We start from the raw sequence: 15,832 nt of genomic DNA, 5'->3' as shown, positions 1-15,832 counted from the left end.
TAAATCCTATAGAACAGATGTGGGCATGGGTTAAACGTAAGCGTAAAGAATGGTTGATCGACTCAGTCGATGAATTATTTCGAGTTTTTTTCGAATCCTGTATGGATAATAAAGTAGTTTGACTATAGAATAGACGCATCTTATTTCTTAGCTTTGATTTCTCAATGATTCAGTTAGACCAGTTATCTATACGTCGCGGTGGACGTGTTTTATTTCAAAAAGCGTCGATGCAGTTACACCCAGGATGGAAAATTGGCCTAACCGGTGTCAATGGTGCCGGGAAATCGACCCTGTTTTCAGCCTTGCTCGGTGGCATGGAGTCAGACACCGGTTCGTTGACCCGTCCTGCGGTATGGACCGTGGCGCATATGGCGCAGGAAATCAAAGCGCTGAATATGAAAGCCATTGATTTCGTCTTGTCCGGCGATGAAGAATACTGGGATATTCAACAGAAACTGGAGCAGCCAGATCAGCTGGATGATGCAGAACTGGCCCATTTATATGGCCGTTTTGATGAAATTTCAGGTTATTCTGCGCCGGCCAAAGCTTCGCAACTGATGGCCGGTCTGGGCTTTTTTGAACATCAATCCCAACTGGATGTTTCAAGTTTTTCTGGTGGCTGGCGCATGCGCCTGAATCTGGCGCGTACCCTGATGAGCCGTTCCGATTTACTCCTTCTTGATGAACCGACCAACCATTTAGACCTGGATGCCATTCTCTGGCTCGAAGACTGGCTGAAAGCCTATGAAGGTACGCTGGTGCTGATTTCGCATGACCGGGATTTCCTCGATGCGATTACCGATCATATTTTACATATTGAAAATCAGGAACTGATTTTATATACCGGTAACTACTCGACCTTCGAGCGCACCCGCAGTGAACGTCTGGCGCAGCAGCAACAGGCTTATGAAAAGCAGCTGGAAACCCGCGCGCATCTGCAAAAATATATTGACCGTTTTAAAGCGCAAGCCACCAAAGCCAAGCAGGCACAGAGCCGGATCAAACAGCTGGAGCGTATGCAGGAACTGTCTGCTGCCCATGTTGATACACCATTTACCTTCAGTTTCCGTGAACCGACCAAAATGAGTTCGCCTTTATTGCAACTGGAACATGCCGATATTGGTTATGGTGACAAGCTGATTGTCACCAATGTCAATTTACAGATCACGCCAAGCAGCCGGATTGGTTTGCTCGGGATGAATGGTGCCGGTAAATCTACCCTAATTAAATCGCTGGTCGGTGATTTAAAATTGCTTCAGGGTCTGCGCAAAGACTCGGAACTGCTCAATATTGGCTACTTTGCCCAACACCAAATGGATGCACTGGATGGCAATGCCAGCCCGATGTTACAGCTGGCCCGTATTGCCGATAAAAAAATCAGTGAAGCCAGCTTACGTTCTTTCCTGGGCAGTTTTGGTTTTAGCGGCGAACGCATGGATACGCCAAGTGAAAGTTTCTCAGGCGGTGAACGTGCCCGTCTGGCTCTGGCATTGATTGTCTGGCAGCGTCCAAACGTGTTGATTCTGGATGAACCGACCAACCATTTAGATCTGGATATGCGTCATGCATTGACCATGGCCTTGCAGGATTTTGAAGGTGCTGTGGTGCTGGTATCGCATGAACGCCAGCTGATTGCCAGTGTCTGTGATGAATTGCTGCTGGTACATAATGGTCAATGCCGTGAATTTGACGGTGATCTGACCGCTTATGCCGACTGGTTACGTCAGGCCCGCATTGAGATGATCAAAAACGGGCAGAAGCCAGCCGAGCCGGTGAAATCTCAGGTCGAAGTCAAAGCAACCATTTCCAAACTGGACAAAGAAGCACAGCGTAAGGAAGCGGCACGCCAGCGGGAACTGAGCCGCCCGATTCGTAAAAATATCGAAAAATGCGAAGCACAGATTGCAAAGGTTACGCCGCGTCTGGCTGAAATTGAAACTTTACTGGGTGACAGTGCTTTATATGAAGCCTCACGTAAAAATGATTTGCTCAAACTGATGAATGAGCAAACCGAGCTGAAAGCCAAACTGGAAACAGCCGAAGAGCAAATGCTAGAACTGATGATGGAACTGGAAAGTCTGGAGCAGTCCTTCTAACGCTATTTCAACACCCTCCATTATCTGAGAGATGAGTAACAAGCGTTATTCATCTCTTTTTTTTATTAAAACCACCCATTTTTAATATTTTCCTCCTGCTTTTCATCTTCGGGTAGTTGCTCGCTATTCTTGAGTACTGCATCTCTTCTTCAAAACTCGACACATTTTGTCGTGAATTACGCAAGTGCCATATAAGTTTATTTTTTAAACAGTGAAGTGGCTTTTTTCATACATTAATTTACAGCGTCAGCTTGCATCCTAAGGCTCTAATACAAGTGTTTTTTAATTTTCGGCAGCCTTGATTCGAGTCTGTTTAATGTTGAACTAGAGAGAGGAAATCCGCATGCGTGCTCTTACTTATCACGGTACTCGCGATGTACGAGTTGAATCTGTTCCTGATCCAGTCATTCAGGAAGCAGATGATGTCATTCTCAGAGTAACGGCTACTGCTATCTGTGGCTCAGACCTGCATCTTTATCGTGGGAAAATTCCCGCAACCGAACAGGGTGATATTTTCGGTCATGAATTTATGGGGGTGGTCGAAGAAGTCGGTCCTGAAGTCACTTCAGTAAAAAAAGGCGATCGGGTGATTATTCCCTTTGTGATTGCATGTGGCCACTGTTTTTTCTGTGAACACGAGCTGATGGCTGCCTGTGAAAATACCAATAGCGGACGTGGTGCGATTATCAATAAAAAACAGATTCCACCAGGTGCCGCCCTGTTTGGTTATAGCCATCTGTATGGCGGTGTACCAGGCGGTCAGGCCGAATATGTGCGGATTCCCAAAGGCAATGTCGGACCGTTTAAGGTTCCCGGTTCCCTGCCTGATGAAAAAGTATTGTTTCTGACCGATATTTTACCCACAGCCTGGCAAGCTGTGACCAATGCCCAGATTGGCCGAGGTTCCAGTGTCGCCATTTATGGAGCTGGGCCGGTCGGTCTGCTGGCTGCGGCCTGCGCACGCATGCTTGGTGCCGAACAGATCTTTATGGTCGATCACCATCCTTATCGCTTGCGTTTTGCTCATCAAACTTATGGGGCGATTCTGGTCAATTTTGATGACGTGGATGCAGCCGAATTCATCATTCAAAATACGGCAGGTTATCGTGGTGTCGATGCGGTGATTGATGCGGTGGGTTTTGAGGCCAAAGGGAGTATGTTGGAAACGGTAATGACCAATCTAAAACTGGAAGGTTCGAGTGGTTCTGCGCTAAGACAATGTATTGCGGCGGTGCGCCGTGGCGGTGTGGTCAGTGTGCCGGGGGTTTATGCCGGTCCAATTCACGGTTTCCTGTTTGGTGATGCCTTCGATAAAGGCCTGACCTTTAAAATGGGACAAACCCATGTGCACAAGTTCCTGCCACAATTACTGGAACATATTGAAAATGGTGACCTTTCGCCAGACCTGATTATTACCCATCGCATGAAACTGGAAGATGCTGCTGAAGGTTATCGCATTTTCGATAAACGTGAAGAAGACTGCCGCAAGATTATCCTGACACCCTAAATAGCTTGGATAGCAAAAAGCGCCGTCAGGCGCTTTTTTTACAGCATTTGATGAATTGTATTTTTTCTATTTTCAATTCACAAAACTTTGATGTCCTTTTCTGTTTTTTCTAAACATCATGCATAGCATGATTGTCAAAATGAAATTTAGACCTTAACCAGCAGATACAAATCTAAAGAGTTAAGAAAGGAAAGTAATAACACGATGATTTTAAATTAAAAAATGAAAATTCACTTGATTGTTAAATTAATTATGTAGTTTAACTACACCCTCTATTTTTCAATCAAAATATGTTTCACGCTCATTATTAAATAAAACTACAATAGATATATAAGTAATTAATTTTAAAAGTATTTGTAGTTTTCGATAAAAATAGCTGCTCAATCATGCTGACGAGTAGCTATTGATTTTGCAGGGTTATATAACAGAGGAAATATAACTCTAAATAGCACTTTAAATTCAAAACGCCATTTTAAATTCAAAAGCACTTACCCACAAGCCAAATATTTTTAAATTTAAAACCAGAAATTAACTAGAGAGGGAGTTGGTTTGTGGATAAATACAATCTTATTCACATAATTAATTAGGGATAACTTTGTAGTTATCCACATATTTGATCATATTTAGAGCAGACCTTAAAATAATCCTATTCACATATTATTTGAGATACGGCAGGATATTTTAATAAGCCATTCAAATAATAGAATTTAAAAAAACCAGCTTTATCATTTTGTATTTATTATTTTCCAGCTCTATTGCTCTCCACTCTTCAATTTGGCCTTCGCTACGGGTATTTTTCATACACCAACTTTGGCTTCAATGGCTTCTACACGCTATTTTTTAGCACATGTACAATTGATCCTAGTATCGATAGTTATCCTTTAAACCCTGCTAAAATCTTCATATTTATAGTGGCACAATTACTTCCCCACCATGATAAATTGCATTCATCCAGATCTCATACTTGTCTTTATGTTGCTTACTTATGGATAATTCTTTTTAGGTCGATTAGCCACCGCTTAATTCGACTTTTTTATAGCTAAAATTAACTGATCATTTGGCAGAAAAGCACGCTCTAGATTGGAATTCCTCCAAAAAAATTCAGATGATATTCGCATAAATTTTGCATCAAAAAAGCGCCTCGAAAGGCGCTTTTTAAAATCATCTTAATCAGGTATCAATGTCTGCATTCAAGGCATTTTCTTCAATGAAGGCACGACGTGGTTCCACATCATCGCCCATCAGACAAGAGAACATGCGGTCTGCTTCAATCGCATCGGTGACTGTCACTTGCAGCATGTTACGATTATCCGGATCCATGGTGGTTTCCCACAACTGTTCCGCATTCATCTCACCCAGACCTTTATAACGCTGGATCATCATGCCGCGACGCGAGTCAGACAGAATATGCTGCCAAACCTGATGAAAATTGTTCACGTTAATCTTACGATCACCTTTTTGCAAATAAGCACCCTCTTCAAGCAGGCTGAACCAGCTCTTCGAATTCTTTAATAAACGTGCATATTCACTTGAACCTAAAAGCACAGAGTCTAATAGATAACTATGTGGCAGGTTATGCACATAGATGGTGATTCTTGGTAACCAGCTTTGAGTTTTCTGGCCATCTGCCAGTTCTTTCTCGAAAGATTCCAGCGTTAATTCTGGACGTAGCGTCGGCTGAATGGCTTCAATCGCTGCACGCAGGTTTTCACCCCAAGTTTCGACATAACTTTTATCTTCAAGCTGATCGAGTTTAAAGGCGTCCAGCGACAGCAAAGCATCGAGCAAGCTCGCCGGATAACGCTGGGTTAAACGGGCCAAGCTCTTCTGTGAGGTTTGATAATCGGCAATCACCCTTGCCAGTGCTTCACCACGAATCGCAGGTGCTTCAGCACTGATATGCAGTTCTAGCTCGTCAATGGCATTGGAAATCAGGTAAGTTTCCAGTGCATCGTTATCTTTGATGTACTGTTCCTGCTTGCCTTTTTTCAGCTTGTAGAGTGGTGGCTGGGCGATATAGATATGACCACGCTCGACCAGTTCAGGCATCTGACGGAAGAAGAAGGTCAACAGCAGCGTACGAATGTGCGAACCATCGACGTCAGCATCGGTCATGATAATGATTTTATGGTAACGCAATTTGTCCGGGTTATATTCTTCACGACCAATACCACAGCCAAGTGCAGTAATCAGTGTGCCGACTTCCGCAGAGGAAATCATCCGGTCGAAACGCGCACGCTCTACGTTCAGAATCTTACCTTTCAGCGGCAAAATCGCCTGCATTTTACGGTTACGGCCTTGCTTCGCAGATCCACCCGCAGAGTCACCCTCGACCAGATACAGTTCAGACAAGGCTGGATCTTTTTCCTGACAATCGGCCAATTTACCTGGAAGACCGGCAATATCCAGTGCGCTCTTGCGACGGGTCATTTCACGGGCTTTACGCGCTGCATCACGGGCACGTGCGGCATCAATAATTTTGCCGGCAATCGATTTCGCTGCTTGTGGATTTTCTAAAAGATATTCAGAAAATGCCTTGTTCATGGCCTGCTCAACCGCAGTTTTTACTTCACTCGACACCAGTTTTTCTTTGGTCTGCGAAGAGAATTTTGGATCAGGCACTTTCACCGAGACGATCGCGGTTAAACCTTCACGCGCATCATCCCCCGAGACTGCAACTTTTTCCTTTTTCAGGATATTTTCGCTGTCCATGTAGTTATTTAAACCACGGGTCAGTGCAGCACGGAAACCGGCCAAATGTGTACCACCATCCTTTTGCGGGATGTTATTGGTAAAGCAGCGTACGTTTTCCTGATAAGAATCATTCCACTGTAATGCCACTTCTACCGTAATGCCGGTATCGGGCTGTGCAGTAGTGAAATGGAAAATATCGTTCAGATGCGTTTTGCCTTCGTTAATGTATTTAACGAACTCAGATAAACCACCTTCATAGTCATAGATATTTTCAAGGTTGACGCGCTCATCACGAAGTACAATGCGTACACCTGCGTTCAGAAACGATAGTTCACGCAAACGACGCGCCAGAATATCGACATTGAATATGGTTTGGCTAAAAGTTTCAGCACTTGGGTAAAAACGTACAGTGGTACCTGACGTTTCGGTTGTCCCTGTTTCACGTAATTTATAAACAGGATCACCATGACGGTATTCCTGTTCATAGGTTTTACCTGCACGACTGATGTTCAACAGTAGTTTTTCAGAGAGTGCGTTGACCACAGACACACCTACGCCATGCAAACCGCCTGAGACCTTGTAACTGTTGTCATCAAACTTACCGCCGGCATGCAGAATGGTCAAAATCACCTCTGCCGCAGACACGCCTTCTTCAGGGTGAATATCGGTTGGAATACCACGACCGTTGTCAGAAACTGAAACCGATTCATCTTCATGAATAGTCACTATAATTTCATCACAGTGGCCTGCCAAGGCTTCATCAATCGAGTTATCGACTACTTCGAACACCATGTGGTGCAAGCCTGTGCCATCGTCTGTGTCACCAATGTACATGCCCGGACGCTTACGTACTGCGTCTAAACCACGTAATACCTTGATGCTAGAGGAATCATAAGCCTTTTCAATGGTTTGTTCTGTTTGAGAAGCAGCTTGATCTTCTGAACTCATGGTTTCTCCCTAGTGAAAAATAGGTCTATCCCAAGATGGGTAAAACTAAAAAAATACTATTGCACAACAACCTGAACTGTACCGTTTTCAACATTGAATAACTGATATGAGATAGACAAATCATGTAAGTGCTTTTGTACTGATTCATGGTCTAAGGTGGTAATAAAAACTTGACTACCAAGTTGGCTCAATCGCTCAATTAAACGTTGTTGTGCGGTTAAATCTAATTCTGCTGTCACATCATCTAATAATACCACAGTTTCCTTATTACAAGAATGCAGCATTGCGATTTGCGACAGTTTTAACGCCATCATCAGCAGCTTTTTTTGCCCGCGTGACAGGATCACATCAGCATCCCCCAGAGGGGTTTTCAGACGCAAATCTGCGCGATGTGGACCGTATTCTGTATAACGTCTTTCCAGATCTTTTGCATGCTGATTGGTCAGATCATTCAGCAGGCCGGTTTCACTATGAAACCCCGGACTGTATTCCAGACTGATCTGCAGATCAGGCAATAGCTGCTTTAGATCATCTTCAAAAAAGGACTTCCACTGTTCCACGATACCCGCACGTTGCGAATGCAGAAGTTCACCATACTCACTCAGCATCTGGTTCCAAGGCTCCAGATCGGACAGACTCAAGAAACGTTTGCTTTTGAGCAAACTATTGCGCTGCTTCAAGGCACGCGAATAATATTGCCAGGCATGATAAAACTCAGGTTCCACGTGGAACATTAACCAGTCTAAAAGTTGACGTCGTGGCTTGGCACCATGATCAATAATATCGGTACTTTGTGGGTCAATCAGCTGCAAAGGCAATAGCTTGGCGAGTTGGCCCTGCGTTGCCACCAGATCACCATTGACCTTAATCAGCTGTTCCCCGCTGGCCATTTTTTGCATGCCGATTTTTTCGGTCGCGGACTGTGCAAACACAATCGCGTCTTGTGCGCCATGCTGAATATAATTTTTCGGGATATGGGTACGGAAAGAACGACCGGCAGCTAGCAAATGAATCGCCTCTAAAATCGAGGTTTTACCTGAACCATTTTGGCCATAAAAAACATTAAACGGCTGCAATCTGTGGAGAGCAACCGTCTTTAAATTCCGTACACGCTCAATATGTAAACGCGTAATATGCATGTCTTATACGAGTATCAATAGCCGCGACTTAAACACGCATCGGCATGACGACATAAGTTTGATCGGTATGTGCCGGGTCTTGTACTAACACAGACTGATTGGCTTCAGTCATGGTCATGGAGACATCATCACCATCCAGCACACCCAGCACCTCAATCAAGTACTGCGCATTAAACGACATCTCCAGCGGTGAGTCGGCATATTGAATGGCTAAGTCTTCAATCGCCTCATCCTGTTCCGGGTTATTGGCGCGAAGTTGCAGGGAATCGGCATTAAAATTCAGGAACACGCCACGGAGTTTTTCATTACTTAAAATCGCGACACGCTGCAAAGACTGCTTGAACACATCATGCGCAATCATCACGATTTTGTCACCGCCACGTGGAATCACACGACGATAATCCGGGAATTTACCATCAATCAGTTTGGTGGTGAAACGCACGGTAATATCGGCCTGTTCCTTGTCACGGCTTGGCATATTGATGGTCACATTCAGCAGTTCACGACCAATCAGCAAAGATAACTGCTCATCTTCAACACTGAGCAGACGCTGTAATTCCGCCACGGCTTTACGTGGCACAATCGCTTGAATCGGCTGGGTCGCAGTAGATTGAGCCGCAGTTTCACAAAGCGCCAGACGGTGGCCATCGGTGGTCACAGCACGCAGCTGATTGGCATCAATTTCCAGCAAAGTACCGGTCAGGTAAAAACGCACATCCTGCACCGCCATCGCAAAGGCAGTTTTCTCGAATAAACGCTTCAGCTCACGCTGGGTGACTGTTACTTGCGTACCTTGGGTGTTTTCAGTATTCAGTAATGGATAATCATCAGCAGGCAAGGTACCCAGTACAAAACGGCTGTTACCTGATTTGAGAATGCAGCGCTGATCTTCAGTAATATGCAAATCCACCAATGCCGCTGAAGGAAGTGACTTACAGATATCAATCAGCTTACGCGCCGGAACTGTGGTCTCCCCGGCCTGCAAACATGCACCTTCAGCCAGTGTTGTACTGGCCACCAGTTCAACCTCAAGGTCGGAACCGGTCACGGTTAATGCCTGTGCAGTCACCTGAATTTTCAGGTTAGATAAAATATTTAAGGTATGGCGACGTTCAACCGCTCCTACGACATGTGAGAGAACATTCAGTAAGCTTTCTTTCGCGATTTTTAAACGCACGGTGCATTCCTCTAAAGCTGAAGATTAATATAGAAAAAGTGAATTTTTAACGGTTTACTATGCGGCAAAAGCAGCCGCATAGCAAGAATAGAATTTGAGCGATTTAGGTCAACTTTGCAACAGACGTTGCAGGTTTTTATAGTCTTCGTTAAAGATGGGATCTTCCTCACGTAGGCTCTGCACTTTCTCGCAGGCATGCATCACGGTACTGTGATCACGACCACCAAAAGCCATGCCAATTTCTGGAAAACTGTCGCCGGTCAGTTCACGTGCCAGACCCATCGCCAGCTGACGTGGACGGGCATAAATTCGGGTGCGTTTCGGTCCGACAATCTCTTTTAAGGGAATACGGAAATATTCACTGACCACACGCTGAATATTTTCAGTACTGATGGTGCGGGCACGAATCGCCAGCACATCTTTTAAGGATTCACGCACCACATCCAGATCAATCGGTGTGCCTTTAAAACGTGAAATTGCCACCACTTTGTTTAGTGCACCTTCCAGTTCACGCACGTTGGCCACCACCTGCTGCGCAATAAACAGGGCACAGTTACGCGGTAAATCTACCTGATTGCTTTCGGCTTTTCTTAATAAAATCTCAATCCGGGTTTCAATATCCGGTGGTTCAACCCCGACCGACAAGCCCCAGGAAAACCGTGAAACTAAACGTGGATCCAGTTCAGTCAGTTCTTTTGGATAGCGGTCCGAGGTCAGAATAATCTGCTTAGATTCATCTAAAAGTGCGTTAAAGGTGTAGAAAAATTCTACCAGGCTGGCTTCTTTACCGGCCAGTAAATGGATGTCATCGACCAGTAACAAATCCAGAGAACGGCAATTTTTCTTAAATTCTTCCACTTTGCCTTGCTGCAAAGAACTAACAAAATCTTGTACAAAGCTTTCCGCGGTCATGTACATCACCCGTGCATTCGGCTTGGCCTGCAACAGTGCATTGCCCACGGCCTGCATCAAGTGAGTTTTACCCAGACCGGTCGGCCCATATAAAAATAAGGGATTATGCTGTGAAGCACCGAGTTGGGTCAGTACCTTGCGACAGGTTTCTGCTGCCATCTGGTTAGAACGGCCTTCGACAAACAGCGAGAAAGTAAATAACGGATTGAGCTGACGTCTACGGCTATTTTTAACCGTATCTTCTTTTTCTTTTTTCGGTTTTTGTACCGGCATTGGGGTTGAAGTCAACGCCGCGGTGGTGGTCGCTGGCTGTTCACTGGCCGATAAAATCGCACCAGGACGTGAATCGACCAAAATTTCGACCTTGCGTACCCGTCCTTCGGACAGCTGTTCGGCCAGAATCGTAATCAGTTCCAGATGATGCTCTTGAATGTAACGCGTCCAGTAAGGATTGGGTGCATACAAACGCAAGCTATCTTCCAACTCTTCTGCAACCAATGGGCGAATCCACATTGTAAAGACATTTCCAGAGAGCTCTTGTCGCAGGCGATTTAAGCAGTCCGTCCAAAGCATGTGAATCCCCTATTCATTCCATTGTTCATTCAAAAAGATGACCGCGACCAAAAGCGGGTCGCCATTCTAACCAAGTTATCCACATCTGTCATGATCATTTCCACAGAAACTGTGCAAAAAGCCATCATCGTGCATAAATTTAAATTTAAAACCCGGTGTGGATAAGTTTATCCGCAAGCTGTGGATAAAATATAACACAAAGTTATCCACAAAGTATAAAATTATTAGAAACAGTTTTATCCACAACATAAATATATGTTTAGTTAAATAAAAAGTGGCTTATCCATAGAAAAAGTGCTCCCTAATAATAATAAACTTAAATTTATAAATTTGAATTTATTTATAAGCTTTGAGTTTTCTGTGGATAAATCGAGAGATTACGAATTTAAATTCAAAAACAGAATCTTGCTTTTCAACACTGGATAGATTGTGGATAACTTTGTTGATAGAGTTGTTTATAAGTTATATATCTATGTATAACAATAATTTAATCTGTGGTTAAGTATAATTTAGTCATTTCACCAACAGTTTTTTTGAAAACTCGTATAAAAATCTTTTTTAAGCTTATTTGAAAAGAAAAGTGCTTTTGCATTGACAGCTCAAGCAATGAGCACTAAAATCGCGGACCTTCATAGAAAGATCATTTTTTGGAGTTTCAATATGAAACGTACATTCCAACCATCTGAATTAAAGCGTAAGCGTGTTCATGGTTTCCGTGCTCGTATGGCTACTAAAGCTGGTCGTCAAGTATTAGCTCGCCGTCGTGCAAAAGGTCGTCATAGCTTAACTGTTTAATCAGTTACGCTAAGACGATTTTGGGTGTTATGACAAAACTTTATAGTTTTGGTACAGAGTTGCGATTACGCTGTGCCGCCGATTATAAAGGTGTGTTTGATGGTGCGCTTTTTAAAGTGCATCAGCCCCATTTCTTATTTCTTGCAAAACATTCCGAACTGCCAAATAGCCGTTTGGGTTTAGTTGTTGCTAAGAAGAAAGTGCGCCGAGCACACGAACGAAATAGAGTAAAACGACTTGCTCGCGAAAGTTTTCGCCTGCATCAACAGCAATTAGATGACTTAGACATTGTAATCATGCCAAAAATAGGTGTGGAAGCAGTGCCTAATGCAGAATTGCATCAGCAATTACAATTTGCTTGGCAAAAACTGAACCGTCTTGCCAAAAAGCATACAAAAATAGCCCCCTCCCCACAAAAGTAGAGTAGGCCAATGGTACGTTTACTACATTGGTTGATACGTTTCTATCAGATTGCGATCAGTCCTTTATTGGGACCGCGCTGTCGTTATATTCCAACTTGTTCTCAATATTCCTTGGAAGCAGTCCAGATACATGGGACTGGACGTGGAGTGTGGCTGGCTACTAAGCGTATTTGCCGTTGTCATCCGTGGGGGGGCTCGGGATATGATCCTGTTCCCTCTAAAGCGATTCGTTTTATTTCATTTCAGCAAATAGATTCTCAAACGCTTCACGTTGCTGTACCCTTTCGTGATCGTTTATTGAACCAAAATCACTCTCACCACTTGGGGTAATACATATGCAACAATGGGCCAGGATTGCAATTCTCGGAGCCATGTTTGTTGTCGCATATTTGCTCATTTTGGCGTGGCAAAAAGATTATGGAAATGCTGAAACCAAACCGCAGCCAGAAACTGCTGTTGTTTCGCATGACGTATCTGCAGATTTGCCAAATGCTCAGACGGCTACTGTTGCCTCTGATCTGCCACAAGCGAATATGCCAGCGCAGCAAGCCACGGATGCCACAGCACCTGTAAGTCAGCAGCTTATTTCAGTACAAACTGACCTTTATCATCTTTGGATCAATCCGAAAGGTGGTGATATTGTTCGTGTTGAATTACTCAATCATGACAAAAACAAGGACAGCGATGAACCGTTCGTGATGCTGGAAAGCGATGCGAAACGTACTTATGTCGCTCAGTCTGGTCTGATCGGTCTAAATGGACCGGACAGCAGCCGTAACGGCCGTCCGACGTATGAGCTGGAAAAAACCGCTTATACCTTGGCAGACGCGAAAGCAACCAAATCTAAAGAGGGTGAAAACCTTAAAGTCTTGTCTGTACCGTTGGTATTTAAAACCGCGGATGGTGTCGAGATTATCAAAACCTTCAATTTCACTGAAGGTGAATATCCGGTTGTTGTGAACCACAAAGTGGTGAACCGCAGTGCTCAGACCTGGCAAGGTCAGATGTTTGGCCAGATCAAACGTGATAATTCAGAAGATCCGGGTAAATCAGACCAGGGTATTTTCACGTTAGGGACTTTCCTGGGCGGTGCCTGGGGTACGCCAGACGAGCAGTACAACAAGCTTAAATTTGACAACTTTGTTGAAGAAAAAGTCAGTACTGAAGCGACAGGTGGCTGGGTTGCCATGGTACAGCACTACTTTGTCAGTGCTTGGGTACCTGGTAATCTGAAGTTGACTCAGGGTAATGGTGAAGCGTATAGCGCCAAGCTTGAATCACGTAAATCAACCGATAACATGAACATTATTGGTTTTACTTCTCCAACCTTTAATGTGCCTGCAGGTACTGTGGCCGAGATTGATGCGACCTTCTATTCAGGTCCAAAAATCCAGTCAGAATTGAAGGATTTGGCCACAGGTTTAAACCAAACAGTCGATTATGGCTGGTTATGGCCAATTGCGAAACTCTTGTTCGTGGGTCTGGAATTCTTCCATGGTTTAGTGGGTAACTGGGGCTGGGCAATTATTCTATTGACCATTCTGGTGAAACTGATTCTGTGGCCATTGTCGTCGAAGAGCTACCGCTCAATGGCGAAAATGCGTGTGATTGCTCCAGAAATGCAGCGTATGAAAGAAGAGTTTGGTGAAGACCGTATGCGCTTCTCTCAGGAAATGATGGCACTGTACAAACGTGAACAGGTCAATCCGCTTGCAGGCTGTTTACCGCTGTTATTACAAATGCCAATCTTCCTGGCTTTGTACTGGGTCTTGATGGAATCGGTTGAACTGCGTCATGCGCCATGGATGCTCTGGATTCAGGATTTATCCTCAATGGATCCATGGTTTATCCTGCCATTGTTAATGGGTCTGACGATGTATATTCAACAGTCCTTAAATCCTCAACCCACTGATCCAATGCAAGCCAAAGTCTTCAAGATTATGCCGGTGATTTTTACCGTATTCTTGCTGTTCTTCCCTGCGGGCTTGGTTCTATACTGGATTGTGAACAACTTGATCACCATCCTGCAACAAGGTTTGATTAACAAGTCTGTTGCTAAAGAACGTGCCAAACGTGATGAAGCAACGCCAGTCAACTAAGTTGTAATGACGGGCTGAATAAATCCGCTTAAGATGATACTCTTAGGCGGATTTTTTTTGGCTGAACTTTTGGATTTTTTAGGTGAATTTTATGCTCAACCGAACCACGACTATTGCTGCGATTGCAACGCCACCAGGACGTGGCGGCGTTGGGGTGATTCGCCTATCGGGTCCAAAATCCTATGAAATTGCCGAAGCACTCACAAAACAACCCCTTGCCGGTGCACGCTATGCTGCCTTTCGTAAGTTTTACGATACCGCTGGTGAAATTATGGATGAAGGCCTAGCTATTTGTTTCCCGAATCCGCATTCCTTTACCGGTGAGGATGTGGTGGAGTTACAAGGTCATGGCGGTCCGGTGATTCAAAATGCCTTGCTTGCACGTTTGCTGGAACTGGGTGCGATTGCTGCCAAAGCCGGTGAGTTTTCCATGCGTGCTTTTGAAAATGGCAAGATGGACTTGGTACAGGCTGAAGCCATTGCTGACCTGATTGATGCCACTTCACAAGCAGCTGCGCGTTCTGCGGTTCGTTCCCTGCAAGGTGCATTTTCAAACAAAGTCAATACGGTGCTTGAGCAGCTGGTGCATTTACGTTTGCACGTGGAAGCCGCAATTGATTTTCCTGAAGAGGAAATTGACTTTCTGGCCGATGGCAAGATTCTGAATCTGCTCGATGGTGTGGCGACTGCGGTCACGCAAGTTCAGCAATCAGCACGTCAAGGTCAGTTATTGCGTGAAGGTTTGCAAGTGGTGATTGCCGGTAAACCGAATGCCGGTAAATCTTCATTACTGAATGCGCTGGCCGGGATTGAACGTGCGATTGTGACGGATATTGCAGGTACTACGCGTGATGTGCTGCATGAAAAAATCACCTTAAATGGCTTGCCAATTACCCTGACGGATACCGCAGGCTTGCGTGAGACCGGGGATATTGTCGAAAAAGAAGGGATTCGCCGTGCAATCAAGGAAATCGAACAGGCCGATTTGTTACTGCTGGTCTATGACCTAAGTCAAGGTGAAGATCCGCTGCAACTGGCCCAAGAATATTTTGCTGAACATATTGAAGCAAAACGTCTGATGCTGATTGGGAATAAGTGTGATCTGACTGGTGCTGAAGCTGCAATTGCTGATTTGAATGGTTTTCGGCATATCGCAGTCTCTGCCAAGCAGGAAACTGGTGTGCAAGCGCTCATAGAGGCGATTACAGCGCATGCAGGCTTCCAGCCTGAAGAAGATACCTTTATTGCGCGTACCCGTCATTTAGACGCAATGAAGCGCACTCAACTGTATTTGGCTGAAGCACGTGAACAATTGGTGATGTACAACGCCGGTGAACTGGTGGCGGAGTCCTTACGTCTAGCCCAGAATGCACTGGGGGAAATTACCGGTGACTTTAGTGCCGATGATCTGCTTGGAAAAATTTTCGGTTCGTTTTGTATTGGAAAGTAAGCAAAAAATTATGCATAAAT

General features: G+C 44.6%; 11 protein-coding genes. 7 read left to right on the top strand and 4 right to left on the bottom strand.

Going from position 1 to position 15,832, the window contains the following annotated elements; translation table 11 throughout:
- Window positions 1–164: 164 nt before the first annotated feature.
- Entirely contained in the window at window positions 165–2,096 is a 1,932-nt protein-coding gene (locus tag FTU82_RS11115) for an ATP-binding cassette domain-containing protein (RefSeq protein WP_074383787.1), read from the top strand.
- 343 nt (window positions 2,097–2,439) lie between these two features.
- Window positions 2,440–3,603, top strand: coding sequence for a zinc-dependent alcohol dehydrogenase (locus tag FTU82_RS11110; protein ID WP_180101336.1), 1,164 nt, complete (start codon window positions 2,440–2,442; stop codon window positions 3,601–3,603).
- Between the two features lie 1,170 nt (window positions 3,604–4,773).
- On the opposite strand, the gene gyrB is transcribed toward FTU82_RS11110, so the two are convergent.
- From gyrB to dnaA, 4 genes are all read right to left on the bottom strand, one after another.
- On the bottom strand, window positions 4,774–7,245 hold the full coding sequence (gyrB, locus tag FTU82_RS11105) for a DNA topoisomerase (ATP-hydrolyzing) subunit B (RefSeq protein WP_180001638.1): 2,472 nt from the start codon (window positions 7,243–7,245) through the stop codon (window positions 4,774–4,776).
- A gap of 56 nt (window positions 7,246–7,301) precedes the next feature.
- Window positions 7,302–8,384 (bottom strand): DNA replication/repair protein RecF, encoded by a 1,083-nt coding sequence (recF, locus tag FTU82_RS11100; RefSeq protein ID WP_005173511.1) that lies wholly within the window; start codon window positions 8,382–8,384, stop codon window positions 7,302–7,304.
- A gap of 28 nt (window positions 8,385–8,412) precedes the next feature.
- Window positions 8,413–9,561 carry a DNA polymerase III subunit beta gene (gene dnaN, locus FTU82_RS11095; protein ID WP_074383791.1) on the bottom strand — a complete coding sequence of 383 codons (1,149 nt, stop codon included), beginning with the start codon at window positions 9,559–9,561 and terminating at the stop codon, window positions 8,413–8,415.
- Window positions 9,562–9,669: 108 nt separating this feature from the next.
- Window positions 9,670–11,046 (bottom strand): chromosomal replication initiator protein DnaA, encoded by a 1,377-nt coding sequence (dnaA, locus tag FTU82_RS11090; RefSeq protein WP_074383792.1) that lies wholly within the window; start codon window positions 11,044–11,046, stop codon window positions 9,670–9,672.
- A 660-nt stretch (window positions 11,047–11,706) separates the two neighbouring features.
- Here dnaA and rpmH point away from each other — a divergent pair.
- From rpmH to mnmE, 5 genes are all read left to right on the top strand, one after another.
- Window positions 11,707–11,841, top strand: a complete 135-nt coding sequence (gene rpmH, locus FTU82_RS11085) for a 50S ribosomal protein L34 (RefSeq protein ID WP_000831329.1) — start codon at window positions 11,707–11,709, stop codon at window positions 11,839–11,841.
- A gap of 29 nt (window positions 11,842–11,870) precedes the next feature.
- The gene (rnpA, locus tag FTU82_RS11080; RefSeq protein WP_100355778.1) at window positions 11,871–12,263 is read left to right on the top strand and encodes a ribonuclease P protein component; all 393 of its coding nucleotides are present in this window, start codon (window positions 11,871–11,873) and stop codon (window positions 12,261–12,263) included.
- Between the two features lie 9 nt (window positions 12,264–12,272).
- Window positions 12,273–12,593, top strand: coding sequence for a membrane protein insertion efficiency factor YidD (gene yidD, locus FTU82_RS11075; protein ID WP_180001639.1), 321 nt, complete (start codon window positions 12,273–12,275; stop codon window positions 12,591–12,593).
- Between the two features lie 5 nt (window positions 12,594–12,598).
- Window positions 12,599–14,362, top strand: a complete 1,764-nt coding sequence (gene yidC / locus FTU82_RS11070) for a membrane protein insertase YidC (protein ID WP_005173495.1) — start codon at window positions 12,599–12,601, stop codon at window positions 14,360–14,362.
- 91 nt (window positions 14,363–14,453) lie between these two features.
- Complete coding sequence (mnmE, locus tag FTU82_RS11065; protein ID WP_180001640.1) at window positions 14,454–15,812, top strand: tRNA uridine-5-carboxymethylaminomethyl(34) synthesis GTPase MnmE; 1,359 nt, start codon at window positions 14,454–14,456, stop codon at window positions 15,810–15,812.
- Window positions 15,813–15,832: the final 20 nt, after the last annotated feature.

Source organism: Acinetobacter sp. YH12151, from assembly GCF_013418355.1.
GTDB classification, from domain to species: Bacteria; Pseudomonadota; Gammaproteobacteria; order Pseudomonadales; family Moraxellaceae; genus Acinetobacter; species Acinetobacter pseudolwoffii.
This window is presented reverse-complemented; position numbering and strand designations above follow the sequence as displayed.

What these genes read in the sequence shown, in the direction of transcription:
- FTU82_RS11115 (WP_074383787.1), top strand. Translation starts at nt 165, where the DNA reads ATGATTCAGTTAGACCAGTTATCTATACGTCGCGGTGGACGTGTTTTA.
- FTU82_RS11110 (WP_180101336.1), top strand. Translation starts at nt 2,440, where the DNA reads ATGCGTGCTCTTACTTATCACGGTACTCGCGATGTACGAGTTGAATCT.
- gyrB (WP_180001638.1), bottom strand. Translation starts at nt 7,245, where the DNA reads ATGAGTTCAGAAGATCAAGCTGCTTCTCAAACAGAACAAACCATTGAA.
- recF (WP_005173511.1), bottom strand. Translation starts at nt 8,384, where the DNA reads ATGCATATTACGCGTTTACATATTGAGCGTGTACGGAATTTAAAGACG.
- dnaA (WP_074383792.1), bottom strand. Translation starts at nt 11,046, where the DNA reads ATGCTTTGGACGGACTGCTTAAATCGCCTGCGACAAGAGCTCTCTGGA.
- rpmH (WP_000831329.1), top strand. Translation starts at nt 11,707, where the DNA reads ATGAAACGTACATTCCAACCATCTGAATTAAAGCGTAAGCGTGTTCAT.
- rnpA (WP_100355778.1), top strand. Translation starts at nt 11,871, where the DNA reads ATGACAAAACTTTATAGTTTTGGTACAGAGTTGCGATTACGCTGTGCC.
- yidD (WP_180001639.1), top strand. Translation starts at nt 12,273, where the DNA reads ATGGTACGTTTACTACATTGGTTGATACGTTTCTATCAGATTGCGATC.
- yidC (WP_005173495.1), top strand. Translation starts at nt 12,599, where the DNA reads ATGCAACAATGGGCCAGGATTGCAATTCTCGGAGCCATGTTTGTTGTC.
- mnmE (WP_180001640.1), top strand. Translation starts at nt 14,454, where the DNA reads ATGCTCAACCGAACCACGACTATTGCTGCGATTGCAACGCCACCAGGA.